Source organism: Sedimenticola selenatireducens (assembly GCF_963675335.2).
In the GTDB taxonomy this organism is placed as follows: domain Bacteria; phylum Pseudomonadota; class Gammaproteobacteria; order Chromatiales; family Chromatiaceae; genus Sedimenticola; species Sedimenticola selenatireducens.
This window is the reverse complement of the sequence record NZ_CAXXYC010000004.1, coordinates 1,071,186-1,093,560: the sequence shown is the minus strand read 5'-3', so window position 1 is coordinate 1,093,560 and position 22,375 is coordinate 1,071,186. Positions and strand designations below refer to the sequence as shown.

Below are 22,375 nucleotides of genomic sequence, written 5' to 3'. Positions count from 1 at the left end.
ATCCACAACTTCTGTGGATAAATCCAAATGTCTGTTATGGAATAGACAGTTAGCGGATTTTGTGAAGATTTTAGTTATCCGGAGACCTGCATTGACACCATGGCGTCAGTGACCGGTAGCACTCCGCGCTAGTGTTAAATTTCCTCGAGTCAGGTAGCATTCTGCCATGCCTGAACAACGGATTCTGCGGGTGGCTGTGCCTGCCCCGCTTCACCACTGCTTTGACTATCTGCCCCCCGCCGATTTGTCCGCCGATCAACTGGTCCCCGGCGTGCGCGTGCGGGTGCCGTTTGGTCGGGGTGAGCGTTGTGGTGTGCTGCTGGAGCTGGTCACGGCTGAGGAGAGTAGCGGGCGTCGATTGAAGCCCGCCGGGGCCGTGCTGGATACGGTGCCCCTGTTTTCCGCCGCCGATCTGGCGCTGTTGCGTTGGGCGGCGGGATATTATCAGCATCCGATCGGTGAAGTGTTTGCCAACGCCCTGCCGGTACGTTTGCGCAGGGGGGAGCCACAGGTTTCGGTGCTGCAGAAGAGCTGGACGCTGACTGCGCTCGGCAGGCAACAAGACCCGGCCAGGCTCGGACGAGCCCGGAAACAGGCCGAAGTGCTGGCGTTGTTGCAGGAGTCTGGCGGCAGCATGGATCAGGCGCAGATACTGCAGGTCTGTGGAAACTGTCGGCCGGCTTTGCAGTCGCTGCGCCAGAAGGGCTGGATTGGCTCGGATGAGCAGCCGCCGGGTGAGCTCGGAAGAGCGCACGCACCAACGCCATCCCGGCTCAATACGGATCAACAGCAGGCGGTCGACGCGGTCGAATCGGAGTGCTTTGGGGCCTATCTGCTCGACGGGGTGACCGGTAGCGGCAAGACAGAAGTTTATCTTGCGCTGGTGGAGCGGATGCTGGAAGCCGGTCGGCAAACCCTGGTGCTGGTGCCGGAGATCGGTCTGACCCCGCAATTGATCCGCCGCTTTGAACGTCGTCTGGGCACTGGTCTGGCGGTACTCCACTCTGGTTTGGCGGCAGGTGAGCGGGAGCGCGCCTGGCATCTGGCCCGGCTGGGACATGCGGCGGTGGTGCTGGGCACCCGCTCCGCCCTGTTGACCCCATTGCCGAGGCTCGGCCTGATCGTGGTGGATGAGGAGCATGATCTCTCGTTTAAACAGCAGGATGGGTTTCGCTACTCCGCCCGGGATCTGGCGGTAATCCGGGCTCAACGCACCGGCTGTCCGGTGCTCCTGGGCAGCGCCACGCCCTCGCTGGAGACGCTGCAGAATGCCCGCACCGGACGCTACCGGTATCTGCGGCTGCCCCGGCGGGCCGGCGAGGCCAAGCCAGCCCGCATGGACCTGCTGGATATCCGCTCAGTACGTATGGAGGCGGGGTTGTCGCCGGTACTGATGCAGAAGCTCCGGGAGACTCTTGCCGAGGGTAACCAGGCATTGCTGTTCATCAACCGGCGTGGTTATGCCCCGATTGTCACCTGCCACGCCTGTGGCTGGGTTGCCCAGTGCCGCCGTTGTGATGCGCGCATGACCCTGCATGCCGACAGTCGGCTGCTCTGGTGCCATCATTGCGGTTCACAACGACGACAGGATGTGAAATGCCCGGAGTGTGGTGATGCGGATCTGCGTACCCTGGGCCAGGGGACGGAGCGGGTCGAGGAGGTGTTGGCGAGTTGTTTTCCGGACGCGGGTATTGCCCGAATCGATCGCGACACCACGCGGCGCAAGGGGAGTCTTGATCAGTTATTGAACGGTATCCGAAAGGGTAAGTATTCACTATTGCTGGGAACCCAGATGCTGGCCAAGGGACACCACTTCCCGGACGTGACTCTGGTGGGTATTCTGGATGTGGATCAGGGTCTGTTCGGGGCTGATTTCCGTGCTGCGGAGCGCATGGCGCAGTTGATTATACAGGTGGCGGGCCGGGCCGGGCGCGCGGAAAAACCCGGGCGGGTGCTGATCCAGACCCGGCATCCCGATCATCCCATGATGCAACTGCTGGTGCGCCAGGGCTATGCGGCCTTTGCCTCGGAAATGCTGGCGGAGCGCGAAGCCGCTGTTTTCCCCCCATTCAGTTACCAGGCGCTGCTGCGGGCGGAGGCACCCCGGGAGGCCGCGCCCCGTGAGTTCCTGGAGGAGGCTTGCCGTCTGGCGGAGACGCTGGCCCAGGGACGGGTCGAGCTCTGGGGTCCGGTGCCGGCGCCGATGGAGCGGCGGGCGGGGCGCTTCCGTGCCCATCTGTTGCTGCAATCAAACCAGCGCGCTGATCTGCAGCGGCTGTTGACCCCCTGGGTGAGGCAGCTGGCAGCACTCAAGTCAGCGCGGCGCGTGCGCTGGTCGATCGATGTGGATCCACAGGAGATGTTCTGATTCGATTCGGCTAAACAGCCCGCTTTCAACGATGTGATTGACACAGGCCTTGTCGAAGCGGCGTCTATACGGAGGTGTTCGGTAGTTAAGTCCATAGCGCGCTCCCGGAATCGCTCCCTGTTCCGGCCCCCTGCCACCGGCAGTTACCCTCCAACCGCCTTTGTTGTATCCTTACCCGTTTCCGTTTTTCCGTTAGGTAGAAGATGAAGAACCTGATTCAGCAGTTGGTTTCCCAGGCCCTGACCAAGATCGCCGAGGATGGCCGGATTGGCGATGCGCCGATTCCCCAGCCGATCATCGAGCGCACCCGGGATGCGCGGCATGGCGATTTCGCCTGTAACGTGGCGCTGGTGCTGGCCAAGGCGGCGCGCTGCAAGCCGCGTGATCTGGCCGACCAGCTGATCGCCGCCCTGCCGGCCTCGCCGGCGGTGGCGAAAGTGGAGATCGCCGGTCCCGGCTTTATCAACTTCACCCTGGCGGCGGATGCCTATCGTGCCGTGATCGGTGAGGTGCTGACCCAGGCGCATAACTTTGGTCGCAGCACTCTGGGCCAGGGCAAGCGCATTCAGGTGGAGTTCGTCTCCGCCAATCCCACCGGGCCACTGCACGTGGGGCATGGTCGCGGGGCCGCCTACGGCGCGGTGGTGGCCGATCTGCTGGAGGCGGTGGGCTACGATGTGCACCGGGAATACTATGTCAACGATGCCGGACGACAGATGGATATCCTGGCCGCCAGTGTCTGGCTGCGCTACCTGGAGCTGTGCGACGAAACCATCCCCTTTCCCGCCAACGGATATCGCGGCGACTATGTCTGGGATATCGCCGCCACCCTGCACCGGGAGCATGGCGACAGCTATCGGCATGCAGCGGATGAGGTGTTCTCAGGCGTGCCGGCGGACGAGCCGGCCGGTGGCGACAAGGAGAAGCATATCGATGGGGTGATCGAGCAGGCCAAAAACCTACTCGGTGACAACCGCTATCGCTATGTCTTCGAGCTGGCCCTGAACACCATCCTGGATGATATCCGCGACGATCTGGGCCTGTTCGGTGTCACCTACCAGGAGTGGTACTCGGAGCGCAGCCTGACCGATTCCGGTGCCGTGAACAAGGCCCTGCAGCGGTTGCGCGACTCCGGTCATGTGTACGAGAAGGGCGGCGCCCTCTGGTTCAAGTCCACCGATTTCGGTGACGAGAAGGACCGGGTGGTGGTGCGGGACAACGGTCAGACCACCTATTTTGCCTCCGACATCGCCTATCACATGGACAAGCTCGAACGCGGCTTCGAGCGCGTGATTGATGTCTGGGGCGCCGATCACCACGGCTATGTGCCGCGGGTCAAGGCGGCCATGCAGGCGGTGGGTGATGATCCCTCCCGTCTCGACGTGCTGCTGGTGCAGTTCGCCATTCTCTATCGTGGCGGCGAGCGGGTGCAGATGTCCACCCGCTCCGGCTCCTTCGTCACCCTGCGGGAACTGCGCAAGGAGGTGGGCTCGGATGCGGCGCGCTTCTTTTACGTGATGCGCAAGTGCGAGCAGCATATGGATTTCGATCTGGATCTGGCCAAGTCCCAGTCCAGCGACAATCCGGTCTACTACGTGCAGTATGCCCATGCCCGGGTCTGCAGCGTGCTGCGCCAGGCGGCGGAAAAAGGCATTCCGGTGGAGATCAGCGAGGGCGACCGGAATCTTGAGCGGCTGACCGAGGATCATGAGCAGGCGCTGCTGAAGACCCTGGCCCGCTACCCGGAGGTGGTCGAGACCTCCGCCCTGAATGAAGAGCCGCACCAGTTGACCCATTATGTGCGGGATCTGGCCAATGATTTCCACACCTACTACAACGCCCACCAGTTCCTGGTGGAGGATGAGGCGCTGCGGGATGCGCGGATCAAGCTGATCCTGGCGGTGCGACAGGTATTGCGCAACGGACTCAATCTGCTGGGAGTCTCCGCGCCGGAGAAGATGTAATGCCGCGGGATTACAAGAGTCGGGCGACACCACAGAAAAAGGCCAAAAAACAACCCGTCTCGGGTTGGGTCTGGTTTGCCGGTGGTCTGCTGATTGGCCTGTTTGTCACCCTGCTGGTCTGGCTCAAGCTGGTACCGGAGGGCCCGCGGAAGCCGACGCCTGCGAGTGTTGACCGATCGTACAGCGCACCCCGTGAGGAGGTGGCAAGGCGCGAACCGGAGCCGCCCAAGGCACAATCCACGCCCAAGCCCCGTTTTGACTTCTATACCATCCTGCCGGAGATGGAGGTGGTAGTCCCGGACCCGGAACCGGAGAAAGAGCCGGCTGTCGCCCCGGCGAATAACGGTGCGGCACCGGTGGTCAGCGCTGGTAGCAAGACCGGGACTGCGTCCGCCTACTACATGCTGCAGATGGGTTCGTTCAGGAAATTCACCGATGCGGACAAGTTGAAGGCGAGCCTGGCTCTGGTGGGTATCGAGGCCGAAATCCAGAAGTTTACCCTGGATGGCGGTGAGGTGTTCCACCGGGTGCGCAGTGGCCCCTACACCAGTGGCCAGGTCAACACCCTGCGTACCCGGCTGGCCCAGAACAATATCAACAGCCTGGTGATCAAGCTGAAAAAATAGCTGTATGGCCTTCAATGCCCGGGAGGTATCGCCGGCGGAATCGCTTTATCCGTAGGAGCGGCTTCAGCCGCGAAGGTGTCGCGAGTAGGTCGCAGCTAAAGCAGCTCCTACGGGCGGGCGTTTATTGTTTGTGGATAAGCGAGACGCCGTCACTATGAAAATCAGCTGGGATTATCCTTGAGCCACTCATAAAACTCCATACTGTCCGGCCGGCATTTGCCGCAGCTGGAACCGCAGGCGGCGTTGAGCTGCTGATGCCGCACCCTGCCCTTGCGTATCCAGGTCTCCAGCATGCCGCGCGCCGCATCCGGTGTCGTCCCCAGGTGCAGGGCAATATCGGACAGACAGACCGGCCCGCGGTTTTGCAGATAACGTTTAATGTCGGCAAGCATCAGGCGGTGGCCTTTTTACTGGTTGCCGGCTGTGCCTGCGGGTCCCGGCTGCCCCAGATGCGCAGTCCAATAATGACGGCGGTGATGAACAGGCTCAGACCGATTATCCAGGCCGCTGAACTGGCACTGTGCCTGCCGAAGGTTGCTGCCTGATAGAAAATGGTCGAGGTGGTGTAGGCGACACCGGTGGTCCAGGCAGCCACAAACAGGGCCCAGGCGCCACCGGCTTCACGCACAATGGCGCCGATCGTGGCCACACAAGGGAAGTAGAGCAGGATGAACAGCAGATAGGCGAAGGCGCCTGCCTGGCCATCGAAGCGGGCTGCCATGGCGCCGAAGATGCCGCTGTTCACGGCCTGCGCCGCGGCCGCGTTTTCAAGTGAACTGATATCGCCTACATCCAGCCCCAGCGGATCGAGCAATGTGTCGCGAATGGCGGCGAGATTGTCCGGGACAGTGGCCGCCGCCTCGCCCAGGCGGGTCCAGAGATTGAACGGGGGTGCTTCCCCGGTGGTGCCGGCATCCTGTTCCGCCAGCCGCGTGTAGATCGAGTCCAGGGTGCCTACCACCACCTCTTTCGCCAGCACACCGGTAAAGATACCCACCGTGGCCGGCCAGTTCTCCTCCTTGATTCCCATAGGTGCAAACAGCGGTGTCACGGACTTGCCCATCTCGCTGAGTACCGACTGGTTGCTGTCCTGGTTGCCGAAGCCGCCATCGCTGCCGATGGAGTTGAGCACGTTCAGGGCAAGAACCATCACCACGATCACCTTGCCGGCATCGCGGATAAACAGCTTGACCCGATCCCAGGTACGCAGCATGACGCCTTTCAGCGTCGGCAGGTGGTAGGGCGGCAGCTCCATCATGAAACCGCTGCTCTCGCCGGAGAGCAGGGTGCGGCGCATGATCATGCCGGTCAGTACCGCGATCAATATGCCGATCAGATAGAGCAGAAACACCAGATTCTGGCCATTGCTGGGAAAGAAGGCGGCGGCGAACAGGGCGTACACCGGCAGCCGCGCACCACAGGACATGAAGGGATTCATAAGAATGGTGAGCTTGCGTTCCCGCTGGTTCTCCAGGGTGCGGGTTGCCATCACGGCCGGCACATTGCAGCCGAAGCCGACAATCAGTGGCACGAACGCCTTGCCCGGCAGGCCAATGGTGCGCATGGCGCGGTCCATCACAAAGGCCGCCCTGGCCATGTAGCCGGTGTCTTCAAGCACCGACAGAAACAGGTAGAGACAGGCGATGATGGGGATGAACGTCGAGACCACCTGGATGCCGCCGCCAAAGCCGTCGGCAATAAACACCCGGGCCCACTGGGGCAAGCCGAGGCCGGCCAGCCAGTGATTCAGCCCCTCCACCATAACCGCTCCCACGGCCATGTCGAAGAAGTCGATGAAGGCGCCGCCGATGTTGATGGTAAACATGAACATCAGGTACATCAGCAGCATGAATATCGGGATGCCGGCGACCCGGTTGAGGACGATCTTGTCAATCCGGTCGGACAGGTTGCGCCCGACCCGCCCCTGTTCACGCAGTACCCGCTGCGCCAGGACATGGGCGTGACCATAGCGGGCGTCGGCAATGTGAATATCCGCATCCTCACCGGCGCGGTCGCGAATACGTTCCTGCCACTGCTCCACCAGCGGGCGTATCTCCTCCCCCGCCAGGGTGAAGGCGTGGGCGTCATTCTCCAGTAGTTTCAGCGCCAGCCAGCGCCGGTTGGCGGCGACTGGCACTTCGTCGAGCTGGCCGGTGATCTCGGTGATGGCCTGTTCCACGCAGTCCTCATGGGTCACCTGAAACGCCTGCCCGTCCTGTCCGATCAGACTGTCTATGGCCTGTTTGAGTGCGTCCATGCCCTCGCCCGTGACCGCCACCACCGGTACCACCGGACACCCCAGTTCCTGGCTGAGGCGTTCGATGTCCACCTCTATTCCGCGCTTGCGCGCCACATCCATCATGTTGAGCGCCACAACGATGGGTATCCCCATCTCCCGCAACTGCACACTGAAATAGAGATTGCGCTCCAGGTTGGAGGCGTCCAGCACATTGATGATCAGTTCCGCGTCACGGGATAGCAGGTAGTCGCGGGTGACCTGTTCGTCCAGGGAGGAGGCATCCAGCGAGTAGATGCCGGGTAGATCAATAATGGCCACGTCACTGCCGGCGAGCTGGAAACGTCCCTCCTTGCGATCCACCGTGACACCGGGCCAGTTGCCGGTCTTCTGCCGGATGCCGGTGAAGGCGTTGAACAGCGCGGATTTGCCGCAGTTGGGATTGCCGCCCAGGGCGATGGTGAGCACGGTCTCCTCCGGTGACCGGATGCTCCGGCCTTGGATTGGCGTTTATTGGTCGAGTGGCTGCATCAGCAGTTTATCCGCAACACTGCTGCCGAGGGCGACCCGGGTACCGGCACTGGCCACCACCACGCCGCGGCGGCGTTGTTGCAGGACGGTAATCTCCGAGCCGACCCTTAGCCCCAGACCCAACAGACGTCTGGCCAAGCCCTTATCCCCCTGTATTCGGGTGATGCGAGCCTGTGCCCCGGTAGGAACATGGTCCAGGGTAACAATATTGTCAGCGGCTACGGCGGCATCCATGACAGCGATATCTCAATAAGAATGATTAACGTTTAATTTATCATCGATGTATATCAGGAACAACTGATTAAGGAAAAAACTTTGAAAAAAAGGGGTTGTCGGTGCATCGAGTCAAAGGAGCGGCCTGAGCCGCAAATGCTTCTCCAGCGGCCCACAGGTCGCAGCTAAAGCAGCTCCTACAATCGGGTGCGTTACCCTTGGCTGGAGCGGCCGTCGACCCCTCCATGGGGCGCCTTATGATCCCGGTTTTTGCAGCAGGTCGACCCGAGAGGGCTTGAGGAAGTGAGCACCGTCCTCGTCCATGTGGCGGTTGAAGGCGTTGCGGATTCTTCGGTAGAGGGCCTCGTCAATCTGATGGTTGGTATGGGTGACCTGGATCATTCGTTCATCAAACTCGGCAAAATCACGGTAGCTGCCAGGGGCGTTGAAAAAGATCTGTTGCACCAGTAGCAACTCATTTTTTGCCACGCTGTTTTGCACGGCCGCGAAAGCGGCTTCACGCACCTGCTTTTCATCATTGAACAGGCGCAGTATCTCGTTGAAGTCGCCGGCGTAGACCGGCTCCGAGATATAGGCCAGACCACCGGGCCTGAGCACCCGCGCGATCTCGGACAGGGCCAGGCCCATCAGCGGCAGCGGTACATGGTGCAGTGATTTCAGCATTATCACTACATCGACACTGTTATCTTCCAGGTCAATGGCTTCCGCGCCGCCTGCAGTAAAAGTGACGTTGGGGAGGTCATCGATCAGCAGGTTTTTCCCATGTTGTATAGTATCGACTTCCGTGGCGATGATCTGGCGGGGCTGAAAGCGTTCCGCCAGTTGACGGGTCATCCAGGCGCGTCCGCAGCCCAGCTCAAGCAGTAGCTTGTCCTGGATCGGGAGATGTTGCTGAATAATCTCCAACTCTGTGGCAGTCTGATATTTTTCCGGCTCGTTGATCTGCATACCGCTGTTCCTGTTCAGGGGTTGTCCGGCGGGCTTTTCGTATCACCATTGCCGGATGGCTGTTTTGAATTCGGCGCCTATGTTGATGGCGGATAATCTATAACACAATGAGAAAAAACAATCTGAAGCAAAGGATTCACCTCTGGTCCGGGGATCAGCTGGAGCAGTTGCGGCTCCATCTCGCCCGTCATGACGCCCTGTTGCAGCTCTCCCTGCTGGGCCTGCTGACCGGCTTGCTCGCCGGTACCGTGATTGTGCTGTTCCGGATGGTGGTGGAGCAGACTCAGGCGGGGTTTCTGGCCGATGGACTACCCGAGAACTACGAGGCCCTCTCCCCCTGGCTGCGTTTTCTGCTGCCGATCGCGGGGGCGTTGATCATTGCCCTGTTCTTTCACCTGTACGCAAAAGGGGAGACGGTACTCGGGGTGACCTATGTGATGGAGCGAATGGCCTATCACCAGGGCTACCTTACCTTCAGGAGTTTTGTGCTCCAGTTTGTCGGCGCGGCCGCTGCGATTATCAGCGGCCACTCGGTCGGCCGGGAGGGGCCGCATATACTGTTGGGCGCGGCGGCCGGCAGCCTGCTGGGGCAGCGGCTGTTCCTGCCCAATAACAGTATCCGTACCCTGGTGGGTTGTGGCACCGCGGCCGGCATCGCCGCCTCTTTCAATACGCCCCTGGCGGGTGTCATCTTTGCCCTGGAAGTGGTGATGATGGAATATTCCCTGGTCAGCTTCATCCCGGTCATTCTGGCGGCGGTAACGGCTACCGGTATCTCCATTGCCGCGTTTGGCAATGCACCGGCTTTCGAGATTCCGCCCATGACCCTGCCGTCGCTGGCGGAGATACCGGTAGTGCTGTTGCTCGGGCTCCTGGTCGGCGGACTCTCGGCGCTGTTTATTCAACTGATGCAGATGACCATGGCCCGGGTTACCCGGGTGGCATTCTGGCGGCGCGTCCTGGCCGCCGGTGTGCTGATGGGGGTGGTCGGTTTTCTGGTGCCCCAGGCCATGGGGATTGGTTATGACACCGTTAACAGCGCCCTGCTGGGTGAACTGGGAATAACGCTTCTCATGGTAATACTGGTGGCCAAGGTGCTGGCCACCGTGGCTTGTCTTGGTCTGGGTGTTCCCGGTGGGAATATCGGCCCGCTGCTGTTCCTGGGTGGCTGCCTGGGCAGTCTCACCGGGCAAATTGCCACCCATGTCTTTCATCACGAAACGCTGGATGTCGGCTTCTATGCGCTGCTCGGTATGGGGGCGATGATGGGGGCCACGCTGCAGGCGCCGCTGGCGGCGCTGACCGCCATGATGGAACTGACCCATTCTCCCCAGACCATCATGCCCGGCATGCTGGTGATCGTCGTGGCGGGGCTCACGGTGAGCGAACTGTTCCGCAAGGAGTCGCTGTTCCTCACCCTGATGCGGGCGATCGGCAAGGACTACGATACCAACCCGGTGATGCTGGCGCTGCGACGGGCCGGTGTTGCCAGCGTCATGCACAAGCGCTTTGTGCGACCGGATCGCCGGATCAGTCGTGACAAGGCTGAGGCGCTGTTGCGGGACCAGCCGGAATGGTTGCTGATACAGGGGGATGAGCGACCGGTCGGGCTGATGCCGGCGGTGGATCTGGTGCGCTTTCTGAAAACCGAGGAAGGTATCACGGTGAGCCAGATAGACCTGTTGGAGATCCCCGGGCAGCGCGTCGATGTGGCGCCGATCTATCTCCAGGCCACCCTGCAAGAGGCGTTGGAAAGGCTCAATCGCGGGGCTGAGGCACTCTACGTGGAGCGCATGACCGCCCCCGGTATTCGGCGGATCTATGGGGTGTTGACCCGGGAGCAGTTGGAGTCCGCCTACAAGCTCTGAGGCCGGAACTTCCTTGCGCGGTGCCGATGAGGCGGTGGCGGTTGATATGGCTCAAGGGAAGCACGCTTTACTGCCGGCACTGTATGCAGCGTGCGACATCGGAGCGTACTATCAAAGCAGAGGTCGGGCTTTTACGCTCGGAAGGGTTAGATTTGCAATGGAGCAAGTGGCGATGACGGAAGAGAAAGGTCAGGATAAAAAAGTTGCGGACAGCGTGACTGAACCGAATGTACTGGAGATGAAAAAGGAGTCGGCGCCGCTGACAGATGGTGCACTGAAAAAGCTGGAGGCGGAAAATCGCAGGCTGCGCTCGGATCTGGAGGCGTTGCAGACCAGAGGTGACAAAGCCGTCAAGCGGTTTGAACGGGAGGAGGAGCTCAAGCCCTACCAAGCCGAGCTGATCAAGATGCAGCAGTACCTGGAGTCCACCGGCACCCGGATGATTATCCTGTTCGAAGGCCGGGATGCCGCCGGCAAGGGCGGTACGATTCGTCGTGTGACCCGTTATATGAACGAAAAACATTACCGGGTGGTGGCGTTGGGTAAGCCGACCGAACAAGAGAAGACCCAGTGGTTTTTCCAGAAGTATGTACAGCAGTTTCCCCGCGGTGGAGAGGTGGTGCTGTTCGACCGTAGTTGGTATAACCGGGCGATGGTGGAGCCGGTGTTCGGTTTCTGCAGCGATGAAGAGTATCGAAACTTTATGCGTGGCGTGAGCGGCTTCGAAAAGGACCTGGTACGTCAGGGCACGGTCCTGATCAAGCTCTATTTCAGTGTCACCAAGGATGAGCAGGCGCGCCGTTTCGACCGGCGGAAAAATGATCCGCTGCGGCAGTGGAAACTGAGTGAGGTGGATGTGCAGGCGCAGGAGCGCTGGGACGATTTCACCAATGTAAAGTACGAGATGTTGCGCAAGACCAATACCACCCACGCCCCCTGGACCATCATCCGTTCCAATGACAAGCATCAGGCCAGGCTCAATGCGATCAAGATGATCCTGAATTCAGTGCCCTATGAACGGCTCAATCCGAAACTTGATTTTGTTCCGAACCCCAAAGTGCTGGTATCCGGTTCCCGGGAACTTGAGATCATGGAGGCGCAACTGCTGAAGATAGGCAAGTTCACCCATTGACCGGTCTGGGCCTCACTGTTGAGCAGATTGTGCTCACCTGCGCCGTCTGGGTGCTGTATGGTCTGTTGCACTCGTTTACTGCTTCGCTGGGTCTGAAGCGCTGGGTGGCGCGGTGCTGGCCCGGGCAGATGCCGCTCTACAGGCTGGCCTTCAACCTGCTCTCGGCTGTTTTGCTGATCCCGCCGCTGCTGCTCATCTACCTTTGGCATGGCGACTGGCTCTGGCAGTGGACAGGTGTGGGCTGGTGGATCAGCAATGGGCTGGCTCTGGCGGCAATGGGCGGCTTCGTCTGGTCATTGCGCTATTACGACGGTAGTGAATTCATCGGCTTGCGGCAGTGGCGCGAACGGGAGAGGCGGGTCGAGGACCAGGAGCGTTTCTACATCTCGCCGCTGCACCGGTTCGTGCGCCATCCCTGGTACTCTCTTGGGTTGGTCATTATCTGGACCCGCAATATGGACGGTGTGTTTCTGATCTCCAGTCTGATGATCACCGGCTATTTCATGCTCGGTTCGCGCCTCGAAGAGCGCAAGCTGCTGGTCTATCACGGGACCCGCTACCGCCTTTATCGGGAACGGGTTCCCGCCCTGGTTCCCCTGCCCTGGCGCTATCTGACGGCGGCGCAGGCAGAGGCGCTGATGCGCGATGACTGCCCGTAAACGGCTGCTGTCGGTCAGGCTTGCGGCATCCTGGGAGCGGCTGATGCCGCTCTTGCCGGACGCGGTTTCCATAAGCCCGGTCGGGTCGGGGTGAAAAAAACCACCCATGCCCTTCAGTATCGGGAAAACTGGTCGACCCATAGGGATAATCTGTTTTTTTACTGATGTTGGGCTATCAGGACTGCGGCGCGGTTGGCAGCCGTTTTTGCAAGGCCGGGGACTTGAACAATAATCCATAGGGGTGACCGATGCAGGAGTATTCAGAAAAACGGGACTTTTATCGTATGGCAGTGGACTGTGCGGCGCGATACCGGGTGGATGGCGCAGGGAGCGTTCAGAATGCCACGGTCAAGGATCTCAGCGCCGGCGGTGTGCAGTTGCGCACCGCGCATGAAGTGGCTTCCGGGGCGACCCTGAATGTGGAGATTCAGCCCGGCAAGGCGATCACGCCCCCCTTGCATGCCGTGGCGAAGGTGATTCGTTGCACACCGACGGACGATGGCGGATTCTCCATCGCCTGCACTATCGAACGGATGCTTTCGGTGGATGAGGCGGGGGCCGATTTCCCCTGACCGATAGTGGCAGGTCGGCGTCTACCGGACCTGCCGTCGCCTTGCCTGTTCCCTAACGGCTCTCGACCCGATTGGCGGAGCCGCCCGCCAGATAATCCCTGATGTTTTCCGCCACGCCATCCAGCAGGCGTTGCCGTGCCTCCCGGCTTGCCCAGGCGTTGTGTGGGGTGACGATCAGATTGGGGATGTCGGCCTGCAGCAGCGGTTGGTCATCCGTCGGCGGCTCCCTGGTCAGCACATCCACTCCGGCACCCCCCAGCGTGCCCTTTCTCAAGGCGTTTGCCAGGGCGCGCTCATCGACTATGCCGCCCCGGGCGGTATTGATCAGCAGCGCGTCCGGACGCATCAATGCCAGCTCGGTGGCGCCAATCAGGTTTTGCGTCTCCGGGGTCAGTGGGCAGTGCAGGGTCAGGATATCCACCTGGGGTAACAGCTCGTTCAGCGGCAGACGTCCGGCTTGCGGTTTGCCTCCCGGGCGCTGGGCCAGCAGAACCTGCATGTCGAACGCCTCGGCAATCCGCGCCACGCCCTTGCCCAGGGTACCGTATCCGACAATCCCCAGGGTCTTGCCGGCAATCTCGCGGATCGGATAATCCATCAGGCAGAACATGTCACTGCGCTGCCAGTCACCGCGCCGCACCGCCGCCTGGTATTCCAGCAGACGGGTAGTCAGGGCGAGAATCAGGCAGAAGGTGTGCTGGGCCACGGTGGCGGTGCCATATCCGGTGACATTGGTGACGGCGATACCACGCTCGGCCGCAGCCTGCAGATCTACATTGTTGGTACCGGTGGCGGATACGCAGATCAGCTTCAGCTCCGGCAACTGCTCCAGTAGCGGGCGGTCCAGTACCACCTTGTTGCTGACCACCAGGGTGGCATCACGGACCCGCTCCGGGGTCTGTTCCGCGGCGGTGGTGGGATGGAGTCGCCAGTCGAATGGCGTAGTGGTGATGGTGCTGAGATCCAGGTCGCCCATATCCAGGGTGGCGGTATCGAGAAAGACGGCTTTAGCTTGTGTCATGGAAAAGTTCCTCTGTTGTATGGTCGATTCTAACAACAGAAGGCATGTTTGATTAGTCGCCCGTGGCCTGGGTGTTTTCCCCGTCAGGGCCCCAGGCATAAAAAGTCTTGCGGCCTTCACCGTCCAGGGCAACCGTTTTAAGGGAGCCCTTCCTGTCTGCGTGTCCTGGGAGTGAATATATTCCCGAATATGAGAACTCTGGTTTTCGTGAACAGCCCAAACTTACCCTGCAATTTCAAAGGTTTCCTTCCGGGTGGCTTGAACAGAAGACCTACTGTTTCAGTCCGGATTGGGCTAAAATGGACGCCTCACCTGTACAGATGGCGCTGTGCATACCCTAACTGCTGACACCGCGAGTAACTCTTCCTTCAGAGTTGATAGATCCTATGGCCGACCCCGCAATCGAACCCCAGCGTATCCGCGAGATACCCTACAACTACACCTCGTTTTCCGACCGGGAGATCGTGATCCGTTTCCTGGGCGAGGAGATGTGGCAGGTGATCGAAACGCTGCGCGGCAGTCGCCGCACCGGCCGCTCCGCCCGTATGCTCTACGAGGTGCTGGGGGATATGTGGGTGGTGGTGCGCAACCCCTATCTGCAGGACGACCTGCTGATGGATACGGTGCGGCGCGGCGCCCTGATCGACGCCCTCAAGCATCGGCTGGATCAGTTCGAGGCGCGTACCAACGGCAACGAGGATGCCATCCGGCTGCTGGCCGCTGCCCGGGTCGCCGTAGAAAAGTTCTCGGCCTGTTTTCAGCGCAACCAGGATCTGCGCCGCCAGGTGAGCCGGGCGTTGTCCAAAATTACCCGTCGCGACAATATCGATTTCGGCGGTCTGGCCAGGGTATCCCACGCCACCGATGCCACCGATTGGCGCGTTGAGGTACCGTTCGTGGTGATCTGTCCGGACCGGGAAGAGGAGGTGGCGCCTATCGTGCGCGCCTGTATCGAGAGCGGCCTGACCATCATCCCGCGTGGCGGCGGTACCGGTTATACCGGCTCGGCCGTTCCCCTCGATCCCTACTGTGCCGTGATCAATACCGAAAAACTGGAAAGGCTGGGCGAGGTGGAATATCGCGAGCTGCCGGGTGTCGAGGGTCAGGTGCCGACGGTCGAAACCGGTGCAGGCGTGGTGACCAAGCGGGTCTCTGACCTGGCGTCCGAACATGGCCTCGCCTTCGCTGTCGATCCCACGTCGCAAAATGCCTCCACCATCGGCGGCAATATCGCCATGAATGCCGGCGGCAAGAAGGCGGTGCTCTGGGGTACCACCCTGGATAACCTCGCCTCCTGGCGCATGGTAATGCCGGACTCCCACTGGCTGGAGGTGGAGCGGCTGAACCACAACCTGGGCAAGATACATGAACAGGAGCGGGTCAGTTTCCGTATCACCCGCTACCAGGCGGATGGTAAAACCCGGGTCGGCGAGCCGGAGCTCCTGGAGATGCCCGGGGCCAGTTTCCGCAAGGCGGGACTGGGCAAGGACGTGACCGACAAGTTCCTCTCCGGCCTGCCCGGGGTGCAGAAAGAGGGCTGTGACGGTCTGATTACCTCGGCCCGCTTTATCCTGCATCGCATGCCGGATCATGTGCGCACCGTCTGTATGGAGTTTTTCGGTTCCGACCTCTCCAGGGCGGTGCCGGCCATTATCGAGATCCGCGATACCATCGGCGCCACCGACGGGGTTGAGATGGTGGGTTTGGAACACCTGGACGAGCGCTATATCAAGGCGGTCAAGTACAGCACCAAGGCGCCGCGCCGTGAGCGACCCAAGATGGTGCTGATCACCGACTTGGTGTCGGATGACGAGGACGCGGTGGCGAAAGCTGCGTCTGAAGTGGTGCGGCTGGTGAATGCCCGCGAGGGCGAGGGGTTTATCGCCGTCAGCCCCGAGGCGCGGCGCCGCTTCTGGCTCGATCGCAGCCGCACCGCCGCCATCTCCGCCCACACCAACGCCTTCAAGGTGAACGAGGATGTGGTGATCCCCCTGGAACGGCTGGCGGAGTACAGCCGCGGCATTGAGCAGATCAATATCGAGCAGTCGATCAGCAACAAACTGCAGATCATGCGCGCGGTGCTCAACTACCTGGGCGGGCCCATGCCGGAGTTGCGGCTGCCGGAGGAGTACGAGGAGTCGGAAGAGAGCCGTGCCATCCTGCGGGCCAAGCGGGATGCCGCCTGCGAGGTAGTGGCCACGGCCGAACAGCGCTGGCAGCAGATCCTGGCCAACCTGGAGTCGCCGGCGGAAGATTTCACCGCATTGCTGCGGGAGAAGGAGCTGGCCAAACGGCAAGCGGGCGACAGCCTGCTGGACATGATGCTGCGGCGCGATCTGGTGCACAACTACCGCAAGGAGGTGGCGGCACGGCTGAACGAGATCTTCGATGGTCAGGATATGCTGGCGGTGCAGGAACGCCTCAACAGCATCCATGGCGAGATCCGCGATGCGCGTCTGTTTGTCGCCCTGCACATGCACGCTGGCGACGGCAACGTGCACACCAACATCCCGGTGCACTCGCATAACTACGAGATGCTGCACGAATCCGAACGCATGGTGGAGCGCATCATGGCGCTGGCCAAATCCCTCGACGGAGTGATCTCCGGTGAGCACGGTATCGGCCTGACCAAGATCCAGTTCATGGAGGCCGACAAGCTGCGCGACTTCGTCGCCTACAAGGAGCGGGTCGATCCCGAGCGCCACTTCAACCGCGGCAAGCTGATGCCCGGCTCCAGCCTGGACGGCGCCTACACCCCGTCCCTGCGCCTGGTGCAGCAGGAGGCGATCATTCTGGAGGCGAGCGAGCTGGGTGAGCTCAACGACGACATCAAGCATTGCCTGCGCTGCGGCAAGTGCAAGCCGGTCTGCATGACCCATGTGCCGCGCGCCAATCTGCTCTATTCGCCGCGCAACAAGATCCTTGGCACCGGCCTGATCATCGAGGCGTTCCTCTACGAGGAGCAGACCCGTCGCGGCATCTCCCTGCGCCACTTCGAAGAGATGAACGACGTGGCGGACCACTGCACGATCTGCCACAAATGCCTCAACCCCTGCCCGGTCGATATCGACTTCGGTGATGTCACCGTGCGCATGCGCAAGATACTCACCGAGCAGGGCAAGAAACGCCGCAATATCGGCACCTGGGCGGCCATGTCGTTTCTCAATACCACCGATCCCCGTACCATCCGCAGCCTGCGCAAGGGCATGCTGGAGTGGGGCTTCAAGGGGTTGGCACTCGGCCATGCGCTATTCAGGCGTGCCGGTATGCTGGGGCGCGGCAAGCAGATTCCCCACGCCACCACCGGCCGGCCGGAGCCGAAGGCACTGGTGGTGGAGCTGGTGCGTCGGCCGATCCGCGTGGAGCTGCCGAAGAAGACTACCCGCGCCCTGCTGGGGATCGAAGATAGCGACATGATCCCGATCTTCCGCGACCCGGCAAAGGTCAACGACGAGTCGGACGCTATTTTCTATTTCCCCGGCTGCGGCTCCGAGCGGCTGTTCAGTGACGTGGGACTGGCCACCATCGCCATGCTCTATGAGCTGGGCAACGAGGTGGTGCTGCCGCCGGGCTATCTCTGCTGCGGTTATCCCCAGACCGCGGCGGGTCAGCATGCCAAGGGGTTGGAGATCACCACCGGCAACCGGGTGCTGTTCCACCGGGTGGCCAATACCCTCAACTACATGGATATCAAGACGGTGGTCGTCTCCTGCGGCACCTGTATCGACCAGCTCATGAAGTATGAGTTTGAGAAGATCTTCCCCGGTTGCCGGCTGCTGGATATCCACGAGTACCTGATGGAGAAGGGGGTGGTGCTGGAGCATGCGAGCGGAACCGAATACCTCTACCACGATCCCTGCCACAGCCCGATGAAGCAGTACAACCCCACCGAGGTGGCCTCCAGGCTGATGGACAAAAAGGTGTTGTTGTCCGACCGCTGTTGTGGCGAGGCCGGTACCCTGGGTACGGCGCGGCCGGATATCGCCAGCCAGCTGCGCTACCGCAAGGTGGAGGAGCTGGAGCAGGGGATCAAGGCCCTGAGCGGCAACGAACGCGCGGTCAACGGCAACGTGAAGATGCTCACCTCCTGTCCCGCCTGTACCCAGGGGCTAAACCGCTACAAGGATGAGACCGGACTGGAGGTCTCCTATATCGTCGAGGAGCTGGTGCGCGATCGGCTGGGTGAAAACTGGCAACAGGGCTTTGTCGAGCGGGTGATGAAGGGTGGCATCGAACGGGTGCTGCTCTGAGAGACGGGTCGTTGCCCCTACGGTGTTGAAAGGCTATGTCCCAGTTAGTTGTTGGTCTTGTTTTGGTTTGGCTTGGCGATTCGCCCGGTAGGAGCGGCGCCTCGCCGCGAATTCGGCCCGGGGCGGGCCTCCTACAGGTTAAACCCCTCTCCGGTGGCCAAGCGTAGCGGTAGGAGCGGCGCCTCGCCGCGAATTCGGCCCGCGGCGGGCCTCCTGCAGGTCAAACCCCTCTCCGGTGGCCAAGCGTAGCGGTAGGAGCGGCTTCAGCCGCGAATTTCGCGGATAAACCTGCTCCTACAAAAAGGCCACTTCTCAGGCAACAGTTAACTGGGACAGAGCCTTTTGAAACCCCGGTCAATTGTCCCGGTGCCGCGCCAGCTCCTGGAGTCGTGCCTTGGCTTCTTCCGGAATGTCGGCGGTCTGTTCCAGCAGTTGTTTTCCCGACTCCGCCAGCGCTTCAAGCTGTGCCTGGTCGAACAGGGAGCAGGCCGCCTGCAGTGCTTCCGGTGAGGCGGAGAGCAGGCTGGGCAGCAGTTCATGTGCTTCGATCACCGAGTCCGGATCCAGCAGGTCGGCCACCAGCGGATAGGTCAGCAGGGCGTAATGGGCGGTGCGCGCGGCCTCCTCGTCGGCCAGTTCCTGCAGTGCTACAGCATCGTTGCCCGCCCCTTTCTTAACCGCCTGCATCACCACCGCCACCAGTTTCTCGACCCCCGCCTGGATTTCATGCTGATCATCCACCATGCGGGCCGCTTGTTCATAGGTCTGGTCCAGCCGTTCCTTGATCGAGAGGATCAGCTCGCTGTCGGCGTTATCTGGCAGGCGCATCGCCTCATGGACCAGGGCACGGAATGCACTGATGAACTCCACCAGCTCCTCATGGTCCAGGCGCTGGGCCTCTTCAAGCTGCGCCGGGCTGATGGTGCGTTGGTTCTCCGGGAACAGTGGGTTGTGTTGTTTGCGCAGCAGGTGGCGCTCCCGTTTTCCGGGGAAAGTGCTGAATCTCAATGGCATAGGGATACTACTCGTCGGTCTCTCGTTTATGGGGCAGCCGCCAGCCAAGCAAGCCGCCCGGCTTGGTGCGCTCGGGTTCATCCTCGACCTCGGGGCCGAGCAGAATGGCCAGCCAGCGGGTATCGTCGTTGCTGTCCAGGGCGATCTTGATGGTCATGGTCAGAGGCACCGAAAGGAACATGCCGACAGTACCCAGCACCCAGCCCCAGAACACCAGGGAAAGAAATACTACCAGACTGGAGAGTCCCAGGCCCTTGCCCATGAAGCGGGGTTCGATCACGTTGCCGACCAGATTGTTGGCCAGCAGGTACCCCAGCGCCGCCCAGGCGGTGCCGCCCGCTCCCAGTTGCACCAGCGCCAGCAGCAGGGCAGGAATGGCGGCGATGATGGAGCCGATGTTGGGCACGAAATTGAGGAAGAAGGCGATCACGCCCCACAGCACCGGGTAATCCACCCCGACCACCAGCAGCCAGAGATAGATAATTGCGCCGGTGAGCAGGCTGGTGCCGGTCTTGATCACCATGTAGCGCTTGATGTTGTCGATAAACTGGTCGAAGTGGGGGAACGACTGCTCCGGGTTGGCCAGGATGCGCCGCAGCTTGGCCGGGAAACTGGAGGCCTCCAGCAGGATAAACACCACCGTCAGCAGGATCAGGAAGGTGTTGGTCAGCAGTCCGCCCAGGCTGCTGAGTCCCTGCGCCGCCATCGACATCGCCTTGGCCGGATCGAGCAGCTTGGAGAAGATCTGCTCCGGTACCGGCACACCCATCCCCGACAGCCATTGCAGACCTTCGCCGGTGAGGGTTTTCAGCTTGGCCTGATAGCTGGGCAGCTGGGAGGAGAAGTCATCCACTGCATTACCCACCAGTACTCCCAGCAGCAGTCCGATGGAAGCGATCGCCAGGATCACCAGGATGATTGCGATCACCGAGGGAACCCGGTAGGCGCGCAGAAAAAACAGTGCCGGGGCGGCAATAATGGCGATGAAGCCGGAGAGCAGAAACGGCACCAGCACACCCTGGGCCTCGCGCATGCCGGCTACCACGATGACAAAGGCCGCCGTGGTCAGCAGTATGCGGCCACCGTTGGCCGGTCGGCTCGTTTCGGACACTAGTGGAACTCGGGTATCGGGTTTATGCGAAACCAGGTTTCGGCCTCGGGGTCATACTCCCAGAGCTGCTGGTCTTGGATGGTTTTTTCCACCTGACGGTCATCGAAAATAAAGCCGATGACGGCGGTCTGGGCCGCCTGGTTCTCCGAAACCAGATCGGGTAGCCGGATCACCTTGTAATCGGTAACGCTGACATTATTCAGGTTAGTGGAACCGGGGTTTTCGCGGCGATATCCTGACGCAGGAAGTTGTAGGCCTGTCCCGGGTAACCCCAGCGTACGGTCGATTGGTAGGCCTTCAGCCGGTCCTGCAGTGTCTCCTCTTTTTTATCCTGCATCAGATTCAGGGTCTTGCATCCGGTGAGCAGGCTCAGTGTCAGCAGGATGAGGGTGGTTTTCAGGGCGGTTCCGGTCATGTTTCACTCCTTAATCTCGTGTCGGCAGTGTAACCCGGATCAGTGGAAAATTGTACGCGGCCATTTATACACCAATTGGCCGGACCGGGATGAGACCAGGAGCATGACTGGGCGTTGCGGGAAAGACAAAGCGCTGCTGAAAGGGGTATGATGCGCGGCTTGTCAGGGAGCCAAAATTAATGTCAGAACACGCGGAACAGGAGCCTCTGGTCGAGGTCCGGATTGGTAATAGTCAGGTCACTTTGCTGGGGACCGCCCATGTCTCGCGCGCCAGCGCCGAGAAGGTCCGCGAGTTGCTGGATGAGGGGAGCTATGATGCGGTGGCGGTGGAGCTCTGTCCCAGCCGTTATCACGCCATTCTCGATCCCGATGCCCTCTCGCGCATGGACCTGTTCAAGGTGATCCGGGAGGGCAAGGTGAGCATGGTGGCGGCCAACCTGGCGCTGGGCGCCTATCAGCAGCGGCTGGCCGAACAGTTTGATATAGAGCCGGGCGCGGAACAGCTGGCGGCGATCCGCCACGCCCAGGCGCATCACAAGCCGGTGCTGCTGATTGATCGTGAAATCGGCGTCACCCTGAAGCGGGTGCTGCACAACGTACCCTGGTGGAAGCGCTTCGGGCTGTTCGCCGGGCTACTGGGCAGCCTGATCTCCCGCGATGAGGTGAGCGAGGCGGATATCGAGGGGCTGAAAGAGGGGGATGTGCTGGAGCACACCTTTGCCGAGTTTGCCGAGGACCGCAAGGATCTGTTTCTGCCACTAATTGACGAGCGGGACCGCTACATGGCTGCGCGGTTGCTGCAGGAGTTGCAGGCGCAGTCGCCGGAACGGGTGCTGGCGGTGGTCGGCGCCGGCCATCTGAAGGGTATCCAGGCCTATCTGGACGCGGGTATGGAACGACCGGCCCGGGAGATCGAGAAACTGGATCACCTGCCCTCCCCCAGCCGCTGGCCCAGGCTGATTCCCTGGCTGATCGTGGCGCTGGTGATGACTGGCTTTGTGATCGGCTTTATGCGCAGCCCGGAGTTGGGCTGGCAACTGGTGATGGACTGGGTGCTGATCAATGGTGTGCTGTCGGCCCTGGGTGCATTACTCGCGGCCGGACATCCGCTGACGATTCTGACGGCGTTTGTGGCGGCGCCGATCACCTCGCTGAATCCCACGGTTGGCGCCGGCATGGTGACGGCCGCCATGGAGATCTATCTGCGCAAACCGGAAGTGGGGGATTTTTCCCGCCTCAAGCATGATACCACCCAGGTGCGCGGCTGGTGGCGCAACCGGGTCTCCCGCACCCTGCTGGTGTTCCTGTTCAGTACTCTGGGCTCGGCCGTCGGCACCTACCTGGCCGGCTTCCGCATCTTCGGACGATTGGCGGGGTAGGCAGGCGCATCCAGACACAGGGGAGCCACGCCCTCCATAGGGCGGGC

At 61.2% G+C, this 22,375-nt stretch carries 18 protein-coding genes; 9 read left to right on the top strand and 9 right to left on the bottom strand.

The annotated features are described in order from the left end of the window. Positions 1 to 166: 166 nt before the first annotated feature. The 3 genes from ACHZBF_RS16290 to ACHZBF_RS16280 all read left to right on the top strand — a co-directional run bounded on the left by ACHZBF_RS16290 (position 167) and on the right by ACHZBF_RS16280 (position 4,958). Positions 167 to 2,368 (top strand): primosomal protein N', encoded by a 2,202-nt coding sequence (locus tag ACHZBF_RS16290; protein ID WP_321529008.1) that lies wholly within the window; start codon positions 167 to 169, stop codon positions 2,366 to 2,368. A gap of 203 nt (positions 2,369 to 2,571) precedes the next feature. After that, entirely contained in the window at positions 2,572 to 4,332 is a 1,761-nt protein-coding gene (gene argS, locus ACHZBF_RS16285) for an arginine--tRNA ligase (RefSeq protein WP_321529007.1), read from the top strand. Then, entirely contained in the window at positions 4,332 to 4,958 is a 627-nt protein-coding gene (locus ACHZBF_RS16280; RefSeq protein ID WP_029132356.1) for an SPOR domain-containing protein, read from the top strand. The genes argS and ACHZBF_RS16280 overlap by 1 nt, the downstream gene beginning before the upstream one ends. A gap of 161 nt (positions 4,959 to 5,119) precedes the next feature. On the opposite strand, the gene ACHZBF_RS16275 is transcribed toward ACHZBF_RS16280, so the two are convergent. From ACHZBF_RS16275 to ACHZBF_RS16260, 4 genes are all read right to left on the bottom strand, one after another. Next, a complete protein-coding gene (locus ACHZBF_RS16275; protein WP_273440153.1) occupies positions 5,120 to 5,350 on the bottom strand; it encodes a FeoC-like transcriptional regulator in 231 nt (76 codons plus the stop codon). After that, positions 5,350 to 7,662: a Fe(2+) transporter permease subunit FeoB gene (gene feoB, locus ACHZBF_RS16270; protein WP_321529006.1), complete on the bottom strand. Its 2,313-nt coding sequence runs from the start codon at positions 7,660 to 7,662 to the stop codon at positions 5,350 to 5,352. The genes ACHZBF_RS16275 and feoB overlap by 1 nt, the downstream gene beginning before the upstream one ends. A gap of 42 nt (positions 7,663 to 7,704) precedes the next feature. Continuing rightward, entirely contained in the window at positions 7,705 to 7,959 is a 255-nt protein-coding gene (locus ACHZBF_RS16265) for a FeoA domain-containing protein (RefSeq protein WP_321529005.1), read from the bottom strand. Positions 7,960 to 8,193: 234 nt separating this feature from the next. Beyond that, on the bottom strand, positions 8,194 to 8,907 hold the full coding sequence (locus tag ACHZBF_RS16260) for a class I SAM-dependent methyltransferase (protein WP_029134605.1): 714 nt from the start codon (positions 8,905 to 8,907) through the stop codon (positions 8,194 to 8,196). Positions 8,908 to 9,014: 107 nt separating this feature from the next. Here ACHZBF_RS16260 and ACHZBF_RS16255 point away from each other — a divergent pair, with 107 nt between their 5' ends. The 4 genes from ACHZBF_RS16255 (at position 9,015) to ACHZBF_RS16240 (ending at position 13,138) form a co-directional block, all read left to right on the top strand. Next, entirely contained in the window at positions 9,015 to 10,775 is a 1,761-nt protein-coding gene (locus ACHZBF_RS16255) for a chloride channel protein (protein ID WP_321529004.1), read from the top strand. A 172-nt stretch (positions 10,776 to 10,947) separates the two neighbouring features. After that, the gene (gene ppk2, locus ACHZBF_RS16250; protein ID WP_321529003.1) at positions 10,948 to 11,907 is read left to right on the top strand and encodes a polyphosphate kinase 2; all 960 of its coding nucleotides are present in this window, start codon (positions 10,948 to 10,950) and stop codon (positions 11,905 to 11,907) included. Then, complete coding sequence (locus ACHZBF_RS16245) at positions 11,904 to 12,566, top strand: methyltransferase family protein (RefSeq protein WP_321529002.1); 663 nt, start codon at positions 11,904 to 11,906, stop codon at positions 12,564 to 12,566. Before ppk2 ends, ACHZBF_RS16245 begins: the two co-directional genes overlap by 4 nt. A gap of 248 nt (positions 12,567 to 12,814) precedes the next feature. Continuing rightward, positions 12,815 to 13,138, top strand: coding sequence for a PilZ domain-containing protein (locus ACHZBF_RS16240; RefSeq protein ID WP_321529001.1), 324 nt, complete (start codon positions 12,815 to 12,817; stop codon positions 13,136 to 13,138). Positions 13,139 to 13,190: 52 nt separating this feature from the next. Here ACHZBF_RS16240 and ACHZBF_RS16235 read toward each other — a convergent pair whose 3' ends face one another. Beyond that, positions 13,191 to 14,159, bottom strand: a complete 969-nt coding sequence (locus ACHZBF_RS16235) for a 2-hydroxyacid dehydrogenase (RefSeq protein ID WP_321529000.1) — start codon at positions 14,157 to 14,159, stop codon at positions 13,191 to 13,193. 386 nt (positions 14,160 to 14,545) lie between these two features. On the opposite strand from ACHZBF_RS16235, the gene ACHZBF_RS16230 reads away from it, so the two are divergent. After that, positions 14,546 to 18,409, top strand: coding sequence for a DUF3683 domain-containing protein (locus ACHZBF_RS16230; RefSeq protein WP_321528999.1), 3,864 nt, complete (start codon positions 14,546 to 14,548; stop codon positions 18,407 to 18,409). A gap of 354 nt (positions 18,410 to 18,763) precedes the next feature. Here ACHZBF_RS16230 and ACHZBF_RS16225 read toward each other — a convergent pair whose 3' ends face one another. Genes ACHZBF_RS16225 through ACHZBF_RS16210 form a run of 4 tightly spaced genes read right to left on the bottom strand, consistent with a single transcriptional unit; the run spans position 18,764 to position 20,949 of the window. Beyond that, positions 18,764 to 19,423, bottom strand: coding sequence for a hypothetical protein (locus tag ACHZBF_RS16225; RefSeq protein WP_029134613.1), 660 nt, complete (start codon positions 19,421 to 19,423; stop codon positions 18,764 to 18,766). Positions 19,424 to 19,430: 7 nt separating this feature from the next. Beyond that, entirely contained in the window at positions 19,431 to 20,534 is a 1,104-nt protein-coding gene (locus ACHZBF_RS16220; RefSeq protein ID WP_051302603.1) for an AI-2E family transporter, read from the bottom strand. Beyond that, positions 20,534 to 20,707: a hypothetical protein gene (locus tag ACHZBF_RS16215; RefSeq protein WP_321528998.1), complete on the bottom strand. Its 174-nt coding sequence runs from the start codon at positions 20,705 to 20,707 to the stop codon at positions 20,534 to 20,536. The genes ACHZBF_RS16220 and ACHZBF_RS16215 overlap by 1 nt, the downstream gene beginning before the upstream one ends. A gap of 26 nt (positions 20,708 to 20,733) precedes the next feature. Continuing rightward, entirely contained in the window at positions 20,734 to 20,949 is a 216-nt protein-coding gene (locus ACHZBF_RS16210) for a hypothetical protein (RefSeq protein ID WP_321528997.1), read from the bottom strand. Between the two features lie 179 nt (positions 20,950 to 21,128). Here ACHZBF_RS16210 and ACHZBF_RS16205 point away from each other — a divergent pair, with 179 nt between their 5' ends. Next, a complete protein-coding gene (locus ACHZBF_RS16205; RefSeq protein ID WP_273440139.1) occupies positions 21,129 to 22,328 on the top strand; it encodes a TraB/GumN family protein in 1,200 nt (399 codons plus the stop codon). Positions 22,329 to 22,375: the final 47 nt, after the last annotated feature.

What these genes read in the sequence shown, in the direction of transcription:
- ACHZBF_RS16290 (WP_321529008.1), top strand. Translation starts at nt 167, where the DNA reads ATGCCTGAACAACGGATTCTGCGGGTGGCTGTGCCTGCCCCGCTTCAC.
- argS (WP_321529007.1), top strand. Translation starts at nt 2,572, where the DNA reads ATGAAGAACCTGATTCAGCAGTTGGTTTCCCAGGCCCTGACCAAGATC.
- ACHZBF_RS16280 (WP_029132356.1), top strand. Translation starts at nt 4,332, where the DNA reads ATGCCGCGGGATTACAAGAGTCGGGCGACACCACAGAAAAAGGCCAAA.
- ACHZBF_RS16275 (WP_273440153.1), bottom strand. Translation starts at nt 5,350, where the DNA reads ATGCTTGCCGACATTAAACGTTATCTGCAAAACCGCGGGCCGGTCTGT.
- ACHZBF_RS16265 (WP_321529005.1), bottom strand. Translation starts at nt 7,959, where the DNA reads ATGGATGCCGCCGTAGCCGCTGACAATATTGTTACCCTGGACCATGTT.
- ACHZBF_RS16260 (WP_029134605.1), bottom strand. Translation starts at nt 8,907, where the DNA reads ATGCAGATCAACGAGCCGGAAAAATATCAGACTGCCACAGAGTTGGAG.
- ACHZBF_RS16255 (WP_321529004.1), top strand. Translation starts at nt 9,015, where the DNA reads ATGAGAAAAAACAATCTGAAGCAAAGGATTCACCTCTGGTCCGGGGAT.
- ppk2 (WP_321529003.1), top strand. Translation starts at nt 10,948, where the DNA reads ATGACGGAAGAGAAAGGTCAGGATAAAAAAGTTGCGGACAGCGTGACT.
- ACHZBF_RS16240 (WP_321529001.1), top strand. Translation starts at nt 12,815, where the DNA reads ATGCAGGAGTATTCAGAAAAACGGGACTTTTATCGTATGGCAGTGGAC.
- ACHZBF_RS16235 (WP_321529000.1), bottom strand. Translation starts at nt 14,159, where the DNA reads ATGACACAAGCTAAAGCCGTCTTTCTCGATACCGCCACCCTGGATATG.
- ACHZBF_RS16230 (WP_321528999.1), top strand. Translation starts at nt 14,546, where the DNA reads ATGGCCGACCCCGCAATCGAACCCCAGCGTATCCGCGAGATACCCTAC.
- ACHZBF_RS16225 (WP_029134613.1), bottom strand. Translation starts at nt 19,423, where the DNA reads ATGCCATTGAGATTCAGCACTTTCCCCGGAAAACGGGAGCGCCACCTG.
- ACHZBF_RS16210 (WP_321528997.1), bottom strand. Translation starts at nt 20,949, where the DNA reads ATGACCGGAACCGCCCTGAAAACCACCCTCATCCTGCTGACACTGAGC.
- ACHZBF_RS16205 (WP_273440139.1), top strand. Translation starts at nt 21,129, where the DNA reads ATGTCAGAACACGCGGAACAGGAGCCTCTGGTCGAGGTCCGGATTGGT.